The following is a 19,865-nucleotide window of genomic DNA, read 5'->3' on the forward strand; positions in this document are numbered from 1 at the left end:
CCCTCCATCCAGCAGACCGTCGCCAGTGGCGGCCGGAGCATGTTATCAACCGAAATACTCACCCTCTGAACGGATCGGCTTCAGGGGGAAGGTCAGAGGCTGCGTGCTTCGGTATAATCCCGCCACATCCGCGTATAGAGGCCGTCCGTTTTGAGAAGATCATCATGGCGCCCCCGTTCGATGAGGCGCCCATCCTTCATGACGAGAATCTGGTCGGCCGACGCGATCGTGTGCAGCCGGTGAGCGACAACGATTAGGGTCCGGCCTTTTGTCAATTCGCCGATAGCCTCCTGGATGGCCGCCTCGTTGTCCGGATCGGCGAAGGCGGTCGCTTCGTCGAGAATGACGACCGGCGCGTTCTTGAGAAGCGCACGGGCGATCGCGAGACGCTGGCGTTCGCCGCCGGAAAGAGCCGCGCCATGCTCGCCCAGCATGGTGTCGTAACCATTCGGCAGCTTGCTGATGAACTCATGGGCGCGCGCCGCGCGGGCGGCCGCCTCGACCTCTTCATCGCTCGCTTGCGGGTTCCCGAAGCGAATATTGGCCGCGATCGTGTCGGAAAACAGGAATGTATTCTGGAAGACGAAGGCGACCGTATCCATGAGCTGGTCGAGCCCGATGTCGCGTACATCGACACCGCCCAGCATGACCCGTCCCATGCGCACGTCCCAGAAGCGCGGAACGAGGCTGGCGACTGTGCTCTTGCCAGAGCCGGACGGGCCAACCAGGGCGGTGATCTTGCCTGTGCGCGCGGTGAAGCTCACGCCATGCAAGACATCATGATCGCTATAGCCGAAGGAGACGCTCTCGAAGGCGATGTCGTAATGCGGAAAATCAACGCGGCGACCGGTGTCGGACTGGGCGGGCGTCTGCAGAAGCTCCGCAACGATGGTCGATCCCATGCTGATATGAGCGAGCGTGTGAAACTGGTTGAACAGTTTTAACAGAGGCTGGCTGTAATTGGCGCCGAGCAGCATGAAAAACAGCAGGGTTGCCAAGCTGAGCGTGCCGGTCTGCAACAGGAGGAGCCCGACTGGCAGGATAAAGACGATATTGGTGAGAACCAGTGTGTAAAAACTGCCACCGAGTGGGATGTAATAGCGCCCCCATTCTGTTTCGATATCGGCGTAATCGCGCACAGCCTTGCTGGTTTCGGCAAGGCTTTCGCCGGTCCGATTGAAAATTTTCACCACTGGCATGCCGGCGAGGTATTCAACGATGGAGGCGTTCATCCGCGTGGCTGCCTCCTGATAGGCGCTGGCACGCTTGCCGCTGTGGGTCATGGCCATGGTAAGGAGGACGAAGGACACCGGCGTTACAAAGATCGCGGCGAGCGCCATGCGCCAGTCGACAGCGAACAGCCACACTGAGACCGCGAGCCATGTCGACAACGCGCTCACCCCTTCCGGCACCCCATGGGCGACGATGGTTTCGAGCTTCTCCGGCTCGTCGATGACGAGTTTGCGCGCATCGCCGCTCTTGCGGGTCATGAAATAGCCGAGCGGCAGACGCGCCATATGCCGGGCGATGTCGAGGCGCAGTCGGTAGATCGCATCAAAAGCGACGATGTGAGAGAGGGCCATCGCAACGCCGAGTGCGGCGTAGCCGATGACCACCCCGCCTAACGCCGCCAGCGCGTGGAGGCCCGCAAATGGCCAGGTTAGCGCGCCGCCGATCGCTGCATCGAGGACGCGATAGACCGCCCAGACCGGAACCAGTTCACAGGCCGTGGCGAGCGTTGCGAGTAGGATCGAGGCGCCCATCTTGAGCCTGGAGGCGCTGAGATAGCCGCCGATGAGGCGTAGACTGGCCAGATAATCGGGGCCGTCGTTCTCCGCCGTTGCAGCGGGTGGCGAATTTGATCCGTGAACGTCGGTTCGATCAGTATCGTCTGTGATCGTTGCATTCATGACCAAACATCCAGCGATTCAGGTAAGAATGACATGCATTATCATTTCTGGGGCCATTTAGCAACACCATATTGCAAAATGTTTGTCGCACGTATGAGCGCGGCGCGCGACGCTTACAGGTGCTTTAGACGTCGGATCGGTTTCGACAGACCGCACCAAAGATCTACCAGCCAGCGGGTCTCAAGCTCGAAACGGCAGCCCAGGCCGAGGCATGGGCCGCCGCATTCGAGGGTTGGCTTGCTAGGGTCAGGCCCCATAAACGGGCTTCGCCTGCGGCTTCAGATGCGATCCGAGCTCCCTGGAAGGGAACTCGTCGTATGGCATTTCGCCACGAGATACGGCCGCTTGGCCGTCAACTTCCTCGCTGCCGTCCAGATTGCCGCATTCGTCCGCTACTGGTTATGAGTCTGGAGCCTAAAAGGTGAGCGGAAAATTTTTGTTCAGCAGTGTTCAAAAATTGCATAATTTATGTGGGGGCAATTGAGCAAGGTGAGCGATCGGTGGGCTGTTGAATTGAACGGTTCGGAAGTGGGTAAGAGGAAGTGGTGTCAGAAGCTAAAAGAACCTTTCTTCCATTATGTCGATAAGATTGAAGATTCTCACGGTAAATATTTGGTTCTTCGGTCTTCTGGTTTCGATGATTTGGTGGATTCGAAAGACGTCCATCAGGCGGCTAAGGATTTGTTTGGTGCGGTGAACGCCGTGGTGGGGACCTCCGGGAGTATCAATCTCGTCACCGTTGGCGCGGTGGTGGAGTTTGTCTCGGACGGCCCGCCCATTAGAAAATATTTCTTAGAAGCAGCTGGGATCACGATGTCAGCGAGCCTCGGATGTGCCGAGTTTTCGGTGAAAGACGCGCAGGGCAATGTGGTTGAGCCGCTTGCCAAGCCTTCTACGGCTCAGCTTTGGTTGCGTGCTGGGGATTTGGATCGTGATATCCGCAGTGCCCAGCGCTACTTGGGGGGTGAGCCCGACTGGTTCGAACTGTACATGGCTCATGAGGCTCTGAAAGAAAAAGAGCCAAGAATTTGTGCGACAAAAAGCGGTTCGCCAAAAAGCGGCATATCACAAAAGGAAATACGTCTTTTTAAGAGGACAGCGAATGGTGCGCGGCATCACCCGAATGATAAACATAGACCGCCTGAGTGTCCGATGGCGTTGGGTGAGGCCCGCAAGCTAATGTATCGGCGGATTTCAAAGGTTATTGACTATACTATTAAGAGGGACCTGTAGATTGTTTTTGCGGGTGGTTTTGGCGTGGCGCCGTCGGTTGCGATGCCAGGCGGGCAGTGTTGCGCCGCCATGCGGGATCGGCGGGGCTCGACCGGACGGGCGCGCTTGCGTGCGGCGGCGTTTGGCGGCATGGAAGGGGCATGACCCAAGCCGATGCTTCTCCTACCGCAGCGGCGGCGTCCTGGTCGGCGGCCCGGGCGCCGGGGGCGGACGTGTTCGCCGCCCTCGCCGAGGCCGCCGTGGCGTCGATCCCCGAGCCGTTGCGCGGCTATCTGGGCGATATCGCCTTCCGCGTCGCCGAGTTTCCCGACGAGGACGTGATCCGCGACCTGGACCTCGACAGCCCGTTCGACATCCTCGGCCTCTATCAAGGCATCAGCCTGGCCGAGAAGAGCAACTTCGACAGCGGCGCGCTGCCCGACACCATCACCCTCTACCGGCGCCCGATCCTCGACGTCTGGGCCGAGGGCGAAGAGACGCTCGGCGATCTGATCACCCATGTGCTGATCCACGAGGTGGGCCACCATTTCGGCCTCTCCGACGCCGACATGGAGGCGCTTGAAGCCGCCGCCGACGGTTGATGCCGGGCCATGGCGCCGGGCCGCCGCGTCGTGGCCCACAGCGTCATTGCCCACAGCGTCATTGCTCACGGGCCTCAGGCGCGCTGGAACGGCGCCTCGGCGCGGGCGGTGAGGCCGTCGAGGGTGTCGAGCGTCAGCGCACCGCCCGAGACGGCGCCGGTGTCGATGAACAGCGCGGTGCCGAGCCGCCTTGGCGCCGGCAGTCGCGTGTGGCCGTGCACGGTGGCGCGCACGCCGCCCGTGCGCTGCGCCACGCCTGCGCGCAGCACGCTGCGGCCCCACAAGGCTTCCTGCGCCGCGTCGCCTTGGGCGTCGAGGGCGGCGTCGATCTGCGCCCAATGGGCCACCGGGCATTGCGCGTGGGTCACGCCCACCGGCGGCCCGCCGTCCGGTTGTGCCACGCTCAGCGCCACCGGCAGGGCGGCGGCGCGGGCGTGGGCGGCCGCCAGCGTCTGCGGTGCGGCGTCGAGCGCCCAATCGCCGCCATTGGCCAGCCACAAAGACCAGTCGCCGCCGTCGAGCGCGTCGAGCAGCATCTGTTCGTGATTGCCGCGCACCGCCCACATCCATGGCTGATCCACCAGCGCCAGACACGCCGCCGACGCCGGGCCGCGATCGACCAGGTCGCCGACGCTGATCAGCCGGTCGCGGGCCGGGTCGAAGTCGTGGGCGTCGAGCGCGGCATCAAGCCGATCCTTCAGCCCGTGCAGGTCGCCGACGAAGAAATCGCGGCCGTCGGTGTTGGCGGGCAGGACGAGATGTTTCATGGTCATAGGATGATCCTGCCACGCCTGGGCGGTCTTGTTCAACGTTTGTTCCCAGTTTAGAAGAAGCCATGGCCGAGACCATCGCCCAATTCGCCGCGCCCGGCGGCCTGATCGACCGCACGCCGGTGCTTGTCGCCGGCGCCGGGCGCGCCGTGGTGCTGGCCGGCGACGGCCGGGTCGAGCGGCTCGACGCCGACGCAGCAGCCGCCCGGCTGGCCGAGGCGGTGCATCTGTTGTGCAACGCCCCAGCGGTGGGCCGGCGGCTGGGGCTGAGCCCGGGCCAGGCGCTCGACGTGCTGGAACTGTTCGCTTTCGTCCGCCCGGCGCGCTTCTGCCTGCCCACACCGGTGGGCTTGGCGCGCGCCCTGTCGCTCGACGACCCCGGCCCCGACCTCGAAGCCCAGGCGCACGCGGTGCGTGCCGCCGCCCGGGCGCTGATGGCCGAGCTGGCCGAGCCGGGCTATGGCTTTCGCGCCGGCGCGGCCGATGTGGGCATGATGATGGCGCGCGGCGGCTGGCCCTGGGGGGCGCCGGTGTTGGGGGCCTTGGGCGAGACCGGCGGCGGCCGGGCCGGGCTCGCGGTCTGGTCGGCGCTGCCCGAATGGGAAGAGGGCGCGCCGCCGCCACGGCCGGGCGACGACCCGGTGGCCGGGGCCGAGGCGCTGGACCGGCTGGCCGCGCTGTTGGGCGACGGTGCCGAGCCGCGCGAGACCCAGCGCGACTATGCGCGCACCGCCGCCATGGTGTTCACGCCGCGGCACAGCGAGCAGGCGCCCAATCTGGTGCTGGCCGAGGCCGGCACCGGCACCGGCAAGACGCTCGGCTATATTGCGCCGGCGTCCCTGTGGGCCGAGCGCAACGAGGGCACGGTGTGGCTGTCCACCTACACCAAGAACCTGCAGCGCCAGTTGGACCAGGAGCTCGACCGGCTCTATCCCGACCGCCGGGACAAGGCGGCCAATGCGGTAATCCGCAAGGGGCGCGAGAACTATCTGTGCCTGCTGAACCTGGAAGAGACCGCCAACGCGGTTCTGGCGCGCGGGTCCGAGCCCGTGGCCGGGCGCGATAAGGTGTTGATCGGGCTGGTCATGCGCTGGGCCCGGTTCACCCGCGACGGCGACATGATCGGCGGCGATTTTCCGTCCTGGCTCGGCGCCCATTTCGGCCCCGGCCGGGTCGCCGGGCTGACCGACCGACGCGGCGAATGCCTCTATGCGGCGTGCAGCCACTATCGCAAATGCTTTATCGAGCGGGTCACCCGGCGGGCGCGCCGGGCCCGGCTGGTGGTCGGCAACCACGCCCTGGTGATGGCCCAGGCGGTGCGCCGCGCCGGCGATCCCGACGCGCCGCGCCGGCTGGTGTTCGACGAGGGCCACCACCTGTTCGACGCCGCCGACAGCGCCTTTTCGGGCCACCTGTCGGGGCTCGAAGGCGCCGACCTGCGGCGTTGGGTGCGCGGCCGCGAGGGCCGGTCGACCAGCCGCACGCGCGGGCTGTCGGCGCGGATCGCCGAACTGGTCGGCGCCGACGCCGAGGCCGGCCCGCTGCTCACCGAAGTGATCGCGGCGGCCGGCGTGCTGCCGGGCGAGGGCTGGCTGACCCGGGTCGCCAACGCCCAGCCGCAGGGGCCTTATGAGCGGTTTTTGACCCACGCCCGCGCCCAGGTGATGGCCCGCGCGCCCGAAGCGCGCAGCGGCTTCAGCCTGGAGGCGACGCTCAACACCCCGATCGAGGGGCTGGTGGACGCCGCCGCCGACCTTGGCGTGGCCCTCGACGATCTGGCCAAGCCCCTGGCCGCCCTTGCCAATCGCTTGATCCGTCTGCTCGACGAGGAGGCCGAGACGTTGGACACGCCGGCGCGCGGGCGCCTGGACGCCGCGGCGCGGGCGCTGCAGCAGCGGCGCGAGACGGTGGTCGCCTGGCAGCAGATGCTCGAAGCGGTCGGCGGCACCACGCCGGCGGCGTTCGTCGACTGGGTGGCGGTGGAGCGGCTGGGCGGGCGCGAGCGCGACGTGGGCCTGCACCGCCATTGGGTCGACCCCAGCCAACCGTTCGCCGAGGCGGTGCTGGAGCCCGCCCATGGGGCGCTGATCACCTCGGCGACGCTGCGCGACGGTGCCGCCGAGGACGACGACTGGCGCTCGGCCGAGGTGCGCACCGGGGCCGCCCACATGGTCTTGCCGGGCGAACGGCTGTCGGTGGCCTCGCCGTTCGATTATGGCGAGCAGGCGCGGGTGTTCGTGGTCACCGACGTGAACAAGCGCTCGCTGGCCCAGGTGGCCGGTGCCTATCGCGCGCTCATCGAGGCGGCGGGCGGTGGCGCGCTCGGTCTGTTCACGGCGATCCAGCGGCTGCGTGCGGTCTACGACCAGATCGCCGCCGGGCTCGAAGACGCCGGCCTGCCGCTCTATGCCCAGCATGTGGACCCTATGGACCCGGGCACGCTGGTGGACATCTTCCGCGCCGAGATGCGGGCGAGCCTGTTCGGCACCGACGCGTTGCGCGACGGCGTGGATGTGCCGGGGTCGTCGCTCAAGCTGCTGATCTTCGACCGGGTGCCGTGGCCGCGCCCGACGATCCTGCACCGGGCGCGCAAGGCGGCGTTCGGGCCGCGCACCTATGACGATCTGCTGGTGCGGCTGCGCCTGCGCCAGGCGTTCGGCCGGCTGATCCGGGCGCGCACCGACCGCGGCGTGTTCGTGCTGTTGGACAACCAGGCGCCGAGCCGGTTGATGGCCGGCCTGCCCGACGGTGCCGAGGTGAACCGGGTGGGGCTGGCCGAGGCGGTCGCCGGCGTGCGCGATTTCCTGGCCCGCTGACGCCGGGCCTGGGCCGGGGTGCCGGGACGCTGGCCGGGGTCAATTACCGGTACCGGAGGCGAGTGACGGGGTCGATTACCGGGGCGCTGCCGTACGGAACCGGCTCTTGCCAAGCCGGCGGGGGATGCGTAAGCCAGCCACACGCACAGGCGGAGGGGACCATGACCATCAATTGGGCGTTCATCGGCAAGGCCATGGGGGTCTATGTGGCGTTGCCCGCCGTCGCGGTCTTCAACGGCGTGATGCGCGACGCGGTCATGCTGCCAGCGCTCGGGCCGCTGGTCGCCAAGTGGTTGGGCACCGCGACCGGCATCGCCCTTGTCTATCTGGCCATGGCGTTCGGGTTGCGGGTCCTGCGTGAGCCGCGCGGCAGCGCCGACCTGTGGCTGTTGGGGGCGATCTGGATGGCCCTGACCGTCGGCGTCGAAATCGCCATCGGCGCCCTGTTGGGCATGAGTGCCGCCGAGCAGGGGGCCGCCTATCGGATCTGGGAAGGTCGCGCCTGGCCGCTCATGCTGGCGGCCATGTTGGTCGGCCCGCGCCTGGTGGGCGCGCGCCCCGGCCAGGCCGGCGCCAAGGCGACAGCGTCATGACCCCGGCGGACCGACCCCCCGAAGACCGCCCGTCCCCGGCATCGGACGGGCGCGACGATGACCCGATCCGCGCCGGCATGCGCGCGGCGCGCAACCGCCGGCAGGCTGGCAACCCCTGGCTCGGCATCGTCGTCGCGGCGGTGGTGTTCGTGCTGATTTGGGCCGGGTTGAGGGCGCTCGACGGCTGACCGGCGCCTTTTAAGGCTCGATCCCCTGACCAGGCTTGGCCCCACCGGGGCGGTTGCTTCGCGCCGCGCTGAGGCCGAGCGGCCATCCCCGCGCGCGTGCCGCCCGGTGCGGCTCGGGCTGGGCCTGGGGGCTTGGCGGCGATTGGCGGGCTGCGCTGCGCTTGGCCCATGGCGGTTGGAGGGACGGCGGGACCGGCGCGGAAGGGACCCTAGCGTCGGCACGGACCATCGGCCGTGAAGGGGCTGCGGCCTGCCTTGCGCCGGTCCGATCCTGCGCTCTTCCCACGGACCGGGACCGTCGGGGCGGTGCGCGGGACACGCTCGGTCCGGAGGCATCATCTCTCCGAAATGGAAATTTATTGCAATTCATTTTCATGTGCGTTAGCGGCGGTGATCAGGTCACACAGTCCCACACATGGAGAATGCGCCCCATGGACACCGCCTTGCGCGCGCTGATGCGCGCCGGCCTTGTCGCCACCCCCGTCGTCCTGGCCGGTCCGGCCATGGCCGAGACGCCGAGCCCGGCTCCCTATCCTGCGATCGAGGAAATCGTCGTCACCTCCGACCCGCTGCGTCGGTCGGCGTTCGATTCGTTGCAGGCCACCTCGGTGCTCGACGGCGCGGCGCTCGACGAGCAGATGGCGCCGACCTTGGGCGCGGCGCTCGATGGCCTGCCGGGGGTCGCGCAGTCGTCGTTCGTGCCGGGCGCCAGCCGGCCGATCCTGCGCGGCCTCGGCGGCGACCGCATCCGCGTGCTGGTCAACGGCATCGGCACGATCGACGCTTCGACCACCTCGCCCGACCATGCGGTGGCGGTGGACATGGCGCACGCCGACCGGGTCGAGGTGGTGCGCGGCCCGGCGACGTTGATCTATGGCAACAATGCGGTCGGCGGCGTGGTCAATGTGTTCGACGGCCGCCTGCCCACCGAGATCCCCGAAGGCGGGCTCAGTTTCGGCGGCCGGGCGAGCTATGCCTCGAACGGCGACGGCACCGAGATTTCGGGCCGCTCCACCGCCGGCCTCGGCGACCGGGTGGCGATCCATGCCGAGGGCTTCCACCGCCAGGCCGGCGACATCTCGATCCCCGGTTTCCTGCGCTCCGAGGCGTTGCGCGCCGCCGATCCGTTGCCCGACGATCTGGAATATGAGGGCGTGGCGCCCAACAGCGACCTGCGCCAGTCGGGCGGCGCGCTCGGCGCCTCGTGGATCGGCGAGCGCGGTTTTCTCGGCGCCTCGGTGAGCTTTTTCGACAAGAATTACGGCCTGCCGGTGGTCGAGGGCGCGGCCCCCCAGGTGCGCATCGACCAGCAGCAATTGCGCGTCGACGTGGCCGGCAATTATCGCGTCGAACGGCCATGGCTCGACGAGGTGCGGCTGCGCCTGGGCTATGCCGACTATGAGCATTCGGAACTCGATGGCGGGGAGATCGCCACCACCTTCTACAATGAGGGTGTCGAGGCGCGGGTGGAACTGACCCACGCCGCCGGCGACTGGCTGAGCGGGGCCGCGGGCGTGCAGGTGCGCCACCGCGACTTCCGCGCCGTGGGGGCGGAAGCCTTCGTGCCGCCCAACACCACCCGGCAGGTGGGCGTGTTCCTGGTCGAACAGGCGGAGTTCGGCCGGCTGTCGGTGGGCGGCGGTCTGCGTTTCGAGCGCCAGGATGCCGACACCGACGACAACCGGATCAAGACCGGCTTCAACGCCGTCAGCGCGTCCGTGGGCCTGGGCTACGACCTGACCGACGGCCTGCGCTTGACCGGCAACGCCTTCCGCACCGAACGCGCGCCCAACGCCGAGGAATTGTTTTCCGACGGCCCGCATGTGGCCACCTTCACCTATGAGGTCGGCGACCCGACGCTCGACAAGGAAGTGGCTCTGGGCGGCGAGGTGGCGCTGCGCAAGGACAGCGGCCGGCTGACCGGCGCCTTGACCGGCTATTACACCGACTATGACCGGTTCATCACCGAGTTGTTCACCGGCGAGGAGCGCCTGGGCCTGCCGGTGGCGCAGTTCGCCGCCTTCGACAGCCGCTTCTACGGCTTCGAGGTGGAAGGCGATCTGGAGGTCGCGCAATGGGCCGGCCATGTGTTTTCGCTCAACACGGTGATCGACTATGTGCGCGCCGAGTTCACCGCCGTCGAGGGCGACGTGCCGCGCATCCCGCCCCTGACCGCGCAGGTGGGCGGCGCGGTCGAGGGCGAACGCTGGCGGTTCGGAATGTCGGTGGAGGTGGCCGACCACCAACACAAGGTCGGGCCGAACGAAAACCCGGTCGACGGCTACACCAAGCTCGACGCGTCGCTGCGCGTGCGCCCGTTCGACGACCGGCCCCTGTCGCTGCTGTTCGAGGCCAACAATCTGACCAATGACGAGATCCGTTATGCCGCCTCGTTCCTGCGCGACCGGGTGCCGGCCATGGGCCGCAACTTCCAGGTCAGCGCGGTGATCGATTTCTGAGGCGATGCCGGGCCGGCCTGGGGTGTTCCCCGGCCGGGCCCGGCGACGGTCGGGCGGTCGACGCCGCTCAGCCCGGCGTGATGCCGAGCCGGCCGAGCAGGGCCATATCCTTATTGCCCTCGGGATTGTCGGTGGTCAGCAGCTTGTCGCCGTAAAAGATCGAGTTGGCGCCGGCGAGGAAGCACAGCGCCTGCAATTCGTCCGACATGGTCTCGCGGCCGGCCGACAGGCGCACCGCCGAGCGCGGCATGGTGATGCGCGCGGCGGCGATGGTGCGCACGAACTCGAACGGGTCGAGCGCCTTGGTGCCGGCGAGCGGCGTGCCCTCCACCTGCACCAGCATGTTGATCGGCACCGATTCCGGGTGCGGGTCGCGGGCTGCCAGTTGTTCGAGCAGGCCGGCGCGGTGGTCGCGGCTTTCGCCCATGCCGACGATGCCGCCGCTGCACACCGCCATGCCCGCCTCGCGCACCGCGTCGAGGGTGTCGAGCCGCTCCTGATAGGTGCGCGTGGTGATGATCTCGCCGTAGAAGTCGGGCGCGCTGTCCAGATTGTGGTTGTAATAGTCGAGCCCGGCTTGGGCCAGCCGGTCGGCCTGGGCCTGGGTCAGCATGCCCAGCGTCATGCAGGTTTCCATGCCCAGGTCGCGCACCGCTTCGACCACCCGGCACAGATGCGCCACATCGCGGTCCTTGGGCTCGCGCCATGCCGCGCCCATGCAGTAGCGGGTGGCGCCGTTTTCCTTGGCGCGCTTGGCGGCAGCGACGATCTCGTCCACCGGCATCAGTTTTTCGGCCTTGACGCCGGTGTCGTAGCGCGCGGCCTGCGGGCAGTAGCCGCAATCCTCGGCGCAGCCGCCGGTCTTGATCGACAGCAGTTGCGACAATTGCACCTTGTTGGGGTCGTGATGGGCGCGGTGGACCGACGCGGCCCGGAACACCAACTCGTTGAACGGCAGGTCCAACAGGGCGGCGATGTCGGCGCGGGTCCAGTCGTGGCGCAGCAGCGCCGGCGGGGTTTGATCGTCCATGGGCATCGGCGGGTCTCCTTGGGTCCGGTCCAGGGTCTCGCCCAAGGCGCCGCCCAGGTCAAGGCAAGCCCGCGTGAACGCGCGCCCGGCCGGTGGCGACGTGGGCCCAGGCGGTGGCGCGGCGGCAACGCGCTTGACAGGCCGGCGGGGCCTTGCCAAGCCCGAAACGCTCGCTTCCCCCTTCCAGCCCGCCCGGTGTGCCCGATGCCATCTTCCCGTCCCGCCGCCCCGATCGTCCCCGCCGCTGGCGACCCGCGCGCGTCGCTGCGCGCCCATGCCGAGGATAAGCTGGCCGACCTGGCGGCGCGCGACCGGCGCCGGCTTGCGGTCGAGACCCGGGCGCTCGACGCGGTGACCGTGACCCGCGGCGGCCGGCGGTTGGTCAATGTGTCCAGCAACGACTATCTGGGCCTTGCCCACGACCCGCGCGTCATCGCCGCGGCGCAAGCGGCGGCGGCGGCGCACGGCACCGGGGCCGGGGCGTCGCGGCTGATCACCGGCGAACACCCCGAGGTGGTGGCGCTGGAGGCCGAGTTGGCGGCGTTCAAGGGGGCTGAGGCGGCGCTGGTGTTCTCCAGCGGCTATGCGGCCAATCTGGGCATCGTCTCGGCGCTCGCCGGGCGCTCTGACCTGATCGTCATCGACGACCTGGCGCACAATTGCCTGCACATGGGCGCGCGGTTGAGCGGGGCGACCGTGCACCGTTTCGCCCATAACGACGCCGCCTGCGCACACGATCTGTTGGCCCGCCACCGCAGCGGCGCGCGCCATGCTTTGTTGCTCACCGACGGCGTGTTCTCCATGGACGGCGACCGGGCGCCGGTGGCGGCCCTGGCCCGCGTGGCGGCGGCGCACGACGCCTGGCTGCTGGTCGACGACGCCCACGGCCTGGGCGTGGTGGCGGCCGGGCACGGGGCGGGCGAGGGCGCCTGCGTGCCGCTGGCCATGGGCACGCTGTCGAAGGCGCTCGGCTCGCAGGGCGGCTATGTGTGCGCCGACCGCCCGGTGATCGAACTGTTGCGCAACCGGGCGCGCAGCTTCGTCTATTCCACCGGTCTGGCGCCGGCATCGGCGGCCGCGGCGCGCGCGGCCCTCGCCATCGTCGCCGCCGAGCCCGAGCGCTGCGCGCGCCCCCAGGCGCTGGCCGCACGGGTCGCCGAGGCCCTGGACCTGCCGGCGCCCGACAGCCCGGTGCTGCCGATCGTCCTGGGCGCCGAACAGGCGGCACTCGACGCCCAGGCGGCGCTCGAAGCGCGCGGCTATCTGGGCGTCGCCGTGCGCCCGCCCACCGTGCCGCCGGGCACCGCGCGGTTGCGCATCAGCCTGTCGGCGGCCCTGAGTGACGCGGCTGTGGCTGGCCTGATCGACGCCCTGCGGGCGGTGGTGGCGGAGACCGGGCGATGACCGCCAAGGGGCTGTTCATCACCGGTACCGGCACCGAATTGGGGAAGACCGAGGTGACCGCGCTGCTCGCCCGGCAATTGCGCGCCGAGCGCCGGGCGGTGCGCGCGCTCAAGCCGGTGATCTCGGGCTTTGCCCTCGACGACCCGGCGAGCGACACGCGCCGGCTGGCCGACGCGCAAGGGCTCGCCTGGGGGGCGGAGACGGCGCGGGCGCTGTCGCCCCTGCAGTTCAAGGCGCCGCTGTCGCCCGACATGGCGGCGGCGCGTGAAGGCCGGCGGCTCGACCTGGACATGGTGGTCGCCGCCACGCGCGCCGGCCTGCCGGACCGCGGGGTGGTGCTGGTGGAAGGCGTCGGCGGCGCGTTCGTGCCCTTGTGCCCGGGCGTCACCGTCGCCGACTGGATCGCCGCCTTGGGCCTGCCGCCGGTGGTGGTGGCGGGCAGTTATCTGGGCACCATGAGCCACACCATCGCGACCGTCGAGGCGCTGGCGGCGCGCGGTCTCGCCACCGCAGCGGTGGTGGTCAGCCAGTCGCCCGACCAGCCGGTGCCGGTGGCCGAGACGGTGGCGACGCTGGGCCGGCATCTGCGCTGCCCGGTTTGGGCGCTGCCCCGCTTGACCGGGCAAGAGGTGCCGCCCGACCTGACCGGCCTGGCCGATCTTGCCGGGGCGGTGGGCGGCTGAGCCGGGGCCCGCGCTGCTCCTGCACGGTGCCGCCGGCGCCCCGGCGGTGGCCGTGACGCGCCCTGAGCGCCGGGGTTTGCTGCGCGGCCCGGTGCTGGCATGCCGCTTGCTTATCCCTCGCCAACGGTCCTTTGCCGAGGGAGACGGTGATGAACGCACTGGACAAGTTTCGCGACGCGGTGGACGTGGACGCCTATTTCGCCCATGTGGCCGACGGCCTGGTGGCCGAGATGGGCGACGGCGCGCTGCCGGCGGCTGAGCAGGCGCTCACCAAGATGCGGTTGGTGGGTGACGATCTGGGCTTCGAGATGTGGCTCGGCATCCAGGACAAGCTGGTCGAGCGGATCGGCCCGGCGGGTGGGGCGGTGACCCTGCACTGATCGCCGTCCAGATCGTTTCGATTTCGTCACAAGGCTGGCCGGGGCTTATGCCCGGCCGGCCTTGTCGCGTTTATTGGCGGTTTCGATGGCGGCGCGCATCTGTTCCCACTGGTCGGGGGTCACGTCCCACAGATGGGCGAACGAGCCGGCATTGTTGAGGTGCTGGCCGCCGTCGATGGCGATGGTCTGGCCGTTGATATAGGCGACCTGGTCGGCGAGCAGGAAGGCCGCCAGATTGGCCAGTTCCGAATGCTCGCCATAGCGCTTCATGGGGATCGCGTCGCGCGATTTCTGGTCCAGATCTTCGCCGGTGTCGGGCATCAGGCGGTCCCAGGCACCCTTGGTGGGAAACGGCCCCGGCGCGATGGCGTTGAAGCGCAGGCCGCGCGGCCCCCATTCCACCGCCAGCGACTTGGTCATGGCGTCGAGCCCGGCCTTCGACATCGCCGACGGCACCACGAACGGCGACCCGGTCCACACCCAGGTGGTCAGGATCGAGACCACCGAGGCCCGGTCGCCGGCGTCGAGCCAGCGCCGGGCGCAGGCATTGGTGACCATGAACGTGCCGTGGAAGACGATCGAGGCGATGGCGTTGAACGCCCGCGGCGACAGGCTTTCGGTCGGGGCGATGAAATTGCCCGCGGCATTGTTGACCAGCCCGGTGAGCGGCTTGTGCGCCCAGATCCGGTCGACCGCCGCCTCGATGGCGTCCGGATCGCGGATGTCGACGGCATCGGTGTGTATCCGGCCGCCGGTCTCGTCGGCCAGGGTCGCCGCCGCCTCGTCCAAGACGGCGCGGCGACGGCCCCAAATGGTCACCTCGGCGCCCAACGCCAAAAACCCCCGGGTCATCGAATAGCCGAGCCCGCTACCGCCGCCGGTGACGAGGATGTGAGAGCCGTTCAATAAGTTCTCTTGAAACATCATGTCCTTCTTCTTGCTGTTTGCAGTTTTTGGCCCTGGGGGCGTTAAGTCCTTATTGAGACCCTAGCGGGTAGAATTTGGTCAATCCAGTGCTGGTCGGCCGTTTTTGGGCAGACGCCTGGGAAGCCGAAAAGGGACTAGGTGAATTACGTGCCTCAAAACATCAATCAACATGTGCACCTTCTGGATGCAACCGGCCTCGAGGGGCCGAGTGTGATCCGCCAGGTGCGCCAGGCGCTCAAGGCCATGATCCCGGGTCAGCGGCTTGAAGTCTGGGCCGAGCGGTCGATCGCCGTGCGGGATATTCCGGTGTTTTGTGCCAACAACAATCACCGGCTGGTCATGGCCCATCAGGCCGACGAAGGACTGGCCGTGCTGATCGAAAAAGGCCGGGCGTCGGCGGACATGGGCGCACTGGCCATGGGCGCGGCATCGGCTGCCCCGGCGCGTCCCGATCCGGTCGACTGATCGAATTTTTGCTGTTTGTGGCGAGCGTGGCGGGGCGGTTTCCGGCGGCGGCGGCCGGTCTTGCGCTGGGCTCGGTCTGGGCTTGGTCTGACCGGGGGCCGAGTTATTGGCGGCTCAGCACGCCCGCGCCCCAGCCGGCGACCAGCGCGATGACCACCGCGGCCAAGCCGTAGAGCAGCGGGCGTTCGTTGGCCAGCGTGTAGATCGTGCGCTCGAACCCTGATTTGTCCACCCGCATGGGAATGGTCTTGCGCGCGGCGACGCGGCCGTCGACGACCAGAAACACCGTCACCGTATAGGCGCCGACCGGCACCGTGGCCGGCAGCGGGACGTCGGTGCGGAACAGGCCGTCGTCGATGATCTCGATGCCGCCGATGCGCTGCTGGTAGAGGTCGGCGGCACGGTTGCGGCGGATCAGGGCGTTGCGGAACGGCGCGGCGGCGTCGGGCGCGATGGTGCTGCCCGGCCCGTGCGGGGCGCCCACCGGCAGATGGTCGAAGCCGATGCCCAGGGTGGCGCGGCTGCTTTGGTCCAGTACCGTTTCCAGCGGCGCGGTGGCGGCCAGGAAGTAGAAGCCCGGCGCCTGGTCGAAGGTGACCGCGTCGGTGTTGACCCAGATCCCGGCGACGCGGCCCTTGCGTCGCACCACCGTGGGCTTGGCCGGGCCGACCACAGTGACCAGCAGGTGGCGCGCGGCACCGTGCGGCAAGTCGGCCTGGGGGATCGATCCGAACAGCAACAAGGTGGCGCCGGCGAAGCTGTAGCGGATTTCGATCCGGTCCTGCGACAGATCGGCCAGAAGGTCATTGGCGGCTGCGGGGCGCCCGGTCGGCGCGGCCCAGGCCGCCACTGCCAGCGCCAGCAGCCAGGCGACGCCGCGCCAGTTGCCGCGGCGCCGGGTCAATGGACCGCCCCGAGGCTGTAGAGATCGGCCGGCGGCACCAGCAGCCCATAGGCCATGCGCGCGCCGACCGCCAGAACCATCAACGCCAGCAGGGCGCGCAACTGTTCGGCCTTCAGTTTCATGCCGACCCGCGCGCCCACCTGCGCGCCGACCACGGCGCCGACCAGCAACAGCATGGCCAGGAGGATGTCCACGGTCTGGGTGCTGACCGAGTGCAGCACGGTGGTCAGTGCGGTGACGAAGATGATCTGAAACAACGACGTGCCGATCACCACATTGGTCGGCATGCCCAGGATGTAGATCATCGCCGGCACCATGATGAAGCCGCCGCCGACGCCCATGATCGCCGCCAGCACGCCGACCAGCATGCCGATGGCCAGCGGCGCCAGCACCGAGACGTAGAGCTTGGACTTGTGAAACCGCATGCGCAGCGGCAGCCGGTGCGCGATGCCGCGATGGGCGCGCCGGCGCGGCAAGGGCGCGTCGCGGCGGCTGGCGCGCTGGATCGCCCGCACGCTCTCCCACAGCATCAAGGCGCCGATGGTGCCCAGAAAGACCACATAGGACAGCGAGATCAACAGATCCACCTGGCCGGCGCTGCGCAGGATGGTGAACAGGCGGGCGCCTAGAAAACTGCCGACCGCGCCGCCGGCCACCAGCACCATGCCCATTTTATAGTCGACGCCGCCGCGCCGGCCGTGGGCGATCGCACCGGACACGCTGGCGGCGGTGATCTGGTTGGCTTCGGTGGCCACGGCGACGGCGGGCGGCACGCCGGCGAAGATCAGCAGCGGGGTCATCAGAAAGCCGCCGCCGACGCCGAACATACCCGACAAAAACCCCACGCCCGCGCCCAAGCCGATGACCAGCGCCATGTTCATCGACATCTCAGCAATGGGCAGATAAAGGGGCATGGACCATCCGGTGCAGTCTGGAAGCGGGCGGCCCGCGACCGCCAAACGCTTAACAGGGATACGCGAAAGCGCCGCCGCTTGTCCATGCGCGCCGGGCCGGAGGCAAGGGCCAAAGGCGCGTCAGCCGGTCAGAATCTCCTCGACGAAGGCGGGCACCACCTGGCTTGCCAGACCGTAGCGGCCATCGGCGAAGAAACCGGCGCCGTCGGAGGGGTCCCGATTGAGTTCCACGGTCGCCGCCCGGCCATAGGCGCGGGCCATCTGGACGAAGCCGGCGGCGGGGTAGACCGCGCCCGACGTGCCGATCGACACGAACAGGTCGGCCTCGGCCAGGTGGCGCTCGATCGCGTCCATGTGCAGCGGGATCTCGCCGAACCAGACCACATGCGGGCGCAGGGCGGTGGCCGCACAAGCCGGGCAGGGCGTGGTGCCGCTCAGATCGTCGAGCCACGGATGGATCCGGCCGCAGGCGGTGCAGCGCGCCTTCTGCAATTCGCCGTGCATGTGCAGCACCGTCTCGCTGCCGGCCTGTTCGTGCAGATTGTCCACATTCTGGGTGACCAGCGTGACCCGCCCGGGGCCGAGGTCGCGTTCCAGCCGGGCGAGCGCCAGATGGGCCGGGTTCGGCTTGGCCGTGGCCAGGTCGCGCCGCCGGCTGTTGTAGAACGCCTGTACCAGTTCGGGGTTGCGCGCGAAGCCCTCGGGCGTGGCCACATCCTCGATCCGGTGCTTGGCCCACAGGCCGTCCTCGTCGCGAAACGTGCCGAGACCGGATTCGGCGGAAATGCCGGCGCCGGTCAGGATCACCACATTGCGATAGCGTGCCATGGCCGCGCTCCCTCGGCAAAAACTCGCCGTCCTGCCTAGCGTGTCGGCGGCGGGTCGGTCCAGGGCCTGCGCGCAGCGCGCAGCGGCTCAGCGTGTGCGGCCGGACATCTTCTCGGCGGTGCGCAGCGTGCCGAGGCCCAGCAGCGCCAACACCAATTCCATCAGATGATCGGTGGCGATGGCGGGAGCGGGAATGTCGAGCCCGCGCAGGGCGACGATCCACTCGAACAGAGGGTGGCCAAGGAACGCCCACAAAAATCCCATGCCGCACACCCAGCCGATAAACGGCCGCCAGCCGGCGACGAACAGCGACCGATGGGCGGCCTCGATCCGGTTGATCTCGGCCTGCAGGATTTGCGGGCGTTGGCGCAGCCGTTCGAGCACGAATTCCGCGCGGGCGCGTTCCTCGTCCGAGGTGAACAAGGCGTCGAACACATCGCCGAGCGCCGTCACCGCGTCCTTCGCCCCGCCGCCGATCAGATTGCCGAAAACGCCCATGGCCCTGTCCCCTTGTGGTCGAGGATCGAATATAACCTAATAGGTTAAAAAAAACAACAAGCGTGCCAAAAAGCCGGGCCGCACGATTTCCGCCCTTTCGCCCTGTCGCCCGGCGCGTTAAAGCAAGACGAAGCTTGAGGAGGCACCCGATGCGCATGCCCGTTTTTCGTCTGGCCCTGATGGGTCTGAGCGCGCTGATGCTGGCCGGCTGCGGCTGGTTCGGCGGCGACAAGTCGACCATCGTGTTCGATGAAGCCCAGGGCGTCGACGCCAAGATGCTGGTCAAGGGGCTGCCCAACGACCTGAAGGGCGACGAGAAGAACAAGCGTTACTTGATGTCGCCCATGCGCGCCGACGAGATTGCCGCCGAGGGCGAAGAGACCGGCCGGTAGGCGCGCAGCAGCGTCTCCACGCAGCGCGCCGCATGGGCCTCGACCGCCGCGTCCGACAGGTCCACGGGCAGGCCGAGCACCCGACGCATATGCACGTCGCCCTTGAGCAGGGCGACGAAATCCATGGTGATCCGGTCGGCGTCGGCGCCTTCCAGGTCGCCGGCGGCGAGTGCGGCCGTCATCACCCGCCGGATACCGTCGATCAGCATCATCGGCCCCGCCTCGTAATAGAGGGCGCTTTGCCGGCCGCCGCGCGGCACGCCGGGGCTGCGTCCGTCGGACCTGTGGGTGGCGGCCGGCGGCTCGTCGGTGCCGGCGCCGCTTTGTGCGACCAGAACCCGGAACATGGCGACCGCCTGATTCGACGTGATCAGGCGCACGAACTGCCGGCCGACGGCGGTCAGTCGCTCGGGCAGCGGCCGCGGGTCGCCGGCCACCGCGGGCAGATCGCTCAGATATGACAAGCGCACCTGGCGCACCACTGCCTGGAACAGCGCCGCCTTGTTATCGAAATGGCTGTAGACCGTCTGCTTGGACACCCCGGCCCGCTCGGCCACCGCGTCCATGGTCGTGCGGTCGAAGCCGTTGGCCAGGAACAGGGCGCCGGCGGCGTCGATGATCGCCGCGTGCTTGCCGGCGCTGCGTGGCCGCCCCGGCCGCCCCAGCCGCTCCTGTGCGGGCTGCCCGCTCGCCGACGGCGCTTTTCCCGACTGCCGGTTTTGCGGCCGCCCCTTGGCCGCGCCCCCCTTGCTCGGACGATCGGGGCCGCGACGGGGGGCGGTGGGTCGGGTGGTGGGCGGATCGGGCAGATGCTTGGACAAGACAAACCTCGACGGCAGAGCGGAGCCAGGGGTGATAATTATCTGGACTGTACGGTCTAGTTTGATTAT

General features: G+C 68.7%; 20 protein-coding genes and 1 pseudogene. 12 read left to right on the forward strand and 9 right to left on the reverse strand.

The window, feature by feature from the left end; all coding sequences use genetic code 11:
* Window positions 1-92: 92 nt before the first annotated feature.
* Window positions 93-1,910, reverse strand: coding sequence for an ABC transporter ATP-binding protein (locus EV659_RS13015; protein ID WP_132709329.1), 1,818 nt, complete (start codon window positions 1,908-1,910; stop codon window positions 93-95).
* 327 nt (window positions 1,911-2,237) lie between these two features.
* Between EV659_RS13015 and EV659_RS13020 the strand changes: the two are divergent.
* From EV659_RS13020 to EV659_RS13030, 3 genes and pseudogenes are all read left to right on the forward strand, one after another.
* A pseudogene (locus tag EV659_RS13020) lies at window positions 2,238-2,315 on the forward strand (IS5/IS1182 family transposase); the annotation flags it as partial.
* A 75-nt stretch (window positions 2,316-2,390) separates the two neighbouring features.
* Window positions 2,391-3,143: a hypothetical protein gene (locus tag EV659_RS13025; RefSeq protein WP_132709330.1), complete on the forward strand. Its 753-nt coding sequence runs from the start codon at window positions 2,391-2,393 to the stop codon at window positions 3,141-3,143.
* Between the two features lie 140 nt (window positions 3,144-3,283).
* Window positions 3,284-3,724 carry a metallopeptidase family protein gene (locus EV659_RS13030; protein WP_132709331.1) on the forward strand — a complete coding sequence of 147 codons (441 nt, stop codon included), beginning with the start codon at window positions 3,284-3,286 and terminating at the stop codon, window positions 3,722-3,724.
* A 74-nt stretch (window positions 3,725-3,798) separates the two neighbouring features.
* Here the strand turns inward: EV659_RS13030 and EV659_RS13035 are convergent, their stop codons facing one another.
* A complete protein-coding gene (locus EV659_RS13035; RefSeq protein WP_165878896.1) occupies window positions 3,799-4,491 on the reverse strand; it encodes a metallophosphoesterase in 693 nt (230 codons plus the stop codon).
* Between the two features lie 68 nt (window positions 4,492-4,559).
* Between EV659_RS13035 and EV659_RS13040 the strand changes: the two genes are divergently transcribed.
* The 4 genes from EV659_RS13040 to EV659_RS13055 all read left to right on the forward strand — a co-directional run bounded on the left by EV659_RS13040 (window position 4,560) and on the right by EV659_RS13055 (window position 10,550).
* Window positions 4,560-7,310 carry an ATP-dependent DNA helicase gene (locus EV659_RS13040; protein ID WP_132709333.1) on the forward strand — a complete coding sequence of 917 codons (2,751 nt, stop codon included), beginning with the start codon at window positions 4,560-4,562 and terminating at the stop codon, window positions 7,308-7,310.
* 161 nt (window positions 7,311-7,471) lie between these two features.
* Window positions 7,472-7,903, forward strand: a complete 432-nt coding sequence (locus tag EV659_RS13045) for a hypothetical protein (protein WP_132709334.1) — start codon at window positions 7,472-7,474, stop codon at window positions 7,901-7,903.
* Window positions 7,900-8,091, forward strand: coding sequence for a hypothetical protein (locus tag EV659_RS13050; protein ID WP_132709335.1), 192 nt, complete (start codon window positions 7,900-7,902; stop codon window positions 8,089-8,091). Before EV659_RS13045 ends, EV659_RS13050 begins: the two co-directional genes overlap by 4 nt.
* Window positions 8,092-8,522: 431 nt before the next feature.
* Window positions 8,523-10,550, forward strand: coding sequence for a TonB-dependent receptor (locus EV659_RS13055; RefSeq protein ID WP_165878897.1), 2,028 nt, complete (start codon window positions 8,523-8,525; stop codon window positions 10,548-10,550).
* 67 nt (window positions 10,551-10,617) lie between these two features.
* Here EV659_RS13055 and bioB read toward each other — a convergent pair whose 3' ends face one another.
* Window positions 10,618-11,580: a biotin synthase BioB gene (gene bioB / locus EV659_RS13060; RefSeq protein ID WP_200287929.1), complete on the reverse strand. Its 963-nt coding sequence runs from the start codon at window positions 11,578-11,580 to the stop codon at window positions 10,618-10,620.
* 204 nt (window positions 11,581-11,784) lie between these two features.
* Here bioB and EV659_RS13065 point away from each other — a divergent pair, with 204 nt between their 5' ends.
* The 3 genes from EV659_RS13065 to EV659_RS13075 all read left to right on the forward strand — a co-directional run bounded on the left by EV659_RS13065 (window position 11,785) and on the right by EV659_RS13075 (window position 14,047).
* On the forward strand, window positions 11,785-12,984 hold the full coding sequence (locus tag EV659_RS13065; RefSeq protein WP_132709338.1) for an aminotransferase class I/II-fold pyridoxal phosphate-dependent enzyme: 1,200 nt from the start codon (window positions 11,785-11,787) through the stop codon (window positions 12,982-12,984).
* Window positions 12,981-13,667: a dethiobiotin synthase gene (bioD, locus tag EV659_RS13070; RefSeq protein WP_132709339.1), complete on the forward strand. Its 687-nt coding sequence runs from the start codon at window positions 12,981-12,983 to the stop codon at window positions 13,665-13,667. Before EV659_RS13065 ends, bioD begins: the two co-directional genes overlap by 4 nt.
* 149 nt (window positions 13,668-13,816) lie before the next feature.
* Complete coding sequence (locus tag EV659_RS13075; protein WP_132709340.1) at window positions 13,817-14,047, forward strand: hypothetical protein; 231 nt, start codon at window positions 13,817-13,819, stop codon at window positions 14,045-14,047.
* A gap of 45 nt (window positions 14,048-14,092) precedes the next feature.
* Here EV659_RS13075 and EV659_RS13080 read toward each other — a convergent pair whose 3' ends face one another.
* Complete coding sequence (locus EV659_RS13080; RefSeq protein ID WP_200287932.1) at window positions 14,093-14,974, reverse strand: SDR family oxidoreductase; 882 nt, start codon at window positions 14,972-14,974, stop codon at window positions 14,093-14,095.
* A gap of 147 nt (window positions 14,975-15,121) precedes the next feature.
* Between EV659_RS13080 and EV659_RS13085 the strand changes: the two genes are divergently transcribed.
* Window positions 15,122-15,439 carry a sulfurtransferase TusA family protein gene (locus EV659_RS13085; protein WP_165878898.1) on the forward strand — a complete coding sequence of 106 codons (318 nt, stop codon included), beginning with the start codon at window positions 15,122-15,124 and terminating at the stop codon, window positions 15,437-15,439.
* Between the two features lie 103 nt (window positions 15,440-15,542).
* Here EV659_RS13085 and EV659_RS13090 read toward each other — a convergent pair whose 3' ends face one another.
* From EV659_RS13090 to EV659_RS13105, 4 genes are all read right to left on the reverse strand, one after another.
* Complete coding sequence (locus EV659_RS13090; protein WP_132709342.1) at window positions 15,543-16,343, reverse strand: TIGR02186 family protein; 801 nt, start codon at window positions 16,341-16,343, stop codon at window positions 15,543-15,545.
* Window positions 16,340-17,257 (reverse strand): sulfite exporter TauE/SafE family protein, encoded by a 918-nt coding sequence (locus EV659_RS13095; RefSeq protein ID WP_132709343.1) that lies wholly within the window; start codon window positions 17,255-17,257, stop codon window positions 16,340-16,342. The genes EV659_RS13090 and EV659_RS13095 overlap by 4 nt, the downstream gene beginning before the upstream one ends.
* Window positions 17,258-17,377: 120 nt before the next feature.
* Window positions 17,378-18,085: a Sir2 family NAD+-dependent deacetylase gene (gene cobB, locus EV659_RS13100; RefSeq protein WP_132709344.1), complete on the reverse strand. Its 708-nt coding sequence runs from the start codon at window positions 18,083-18,085 to the stop codon at window positions 17,378-17,380.
* An 87-nt stretch (window positions 18,086-18,172) separates the two neighbouring features.
* Window positions 18,173-18,583 carry a 3TM-type holin gene (locus tag EV659_RS13105; RefSeq protein WP_132709345.1) on the reverse strand — a complete coding sequence of 137 codons (411 nt, stop codon included), beginning with the start codon at window positions 18,581-18,583 and terminating at the stop codon, window positions 18,173-18,175.
* 149 nt (window positions 18,584-18,732) lie between these two features.
* Between EV659_RS13105 and EV659_RS13110 the strand changes: the two genes are divergently transcribed.
* A complete protein-coding gene (locus EV659_RS13110; protein WP_132709346.1) occupies window positions 18,733-18,975 on the forward strand; it encodes a hypothetical protein in 243 nt (80 codons plus the stop codon).
* Here the strand turns inward: EV659_RS13110 and EV659_RS13115 are convergent.
* Window positions 18,912-19,796 carry a TetR/AcrR family transcriptional regulator gene (locus EV659_RS13115; protein WP_132709347.1) on the reverse strand — a complete coding sequence of 295 codons (885 nt, stop codon included), beginning with the start codon at window positions 19,794-19,796 and terminating at the stop codon, window positions 18,912-18,914. The genes EV659_RS13110 and EV659_RS13115 overlap by 64 nt on opposite strands.
* Window positions 19,797-19,865: the final 69 nt, after the last annotated feature.

The organism is Rhodothalassium salexigens DSM 2132, from assembly GCF_004341375.1.
GTDB lineage: Bacteria > Pseudomonadota > Alphaproteobacteria > Sphingomonadales > Rhodothalassiaceae > Rhodothalassium > Rhodothalassium salexigens.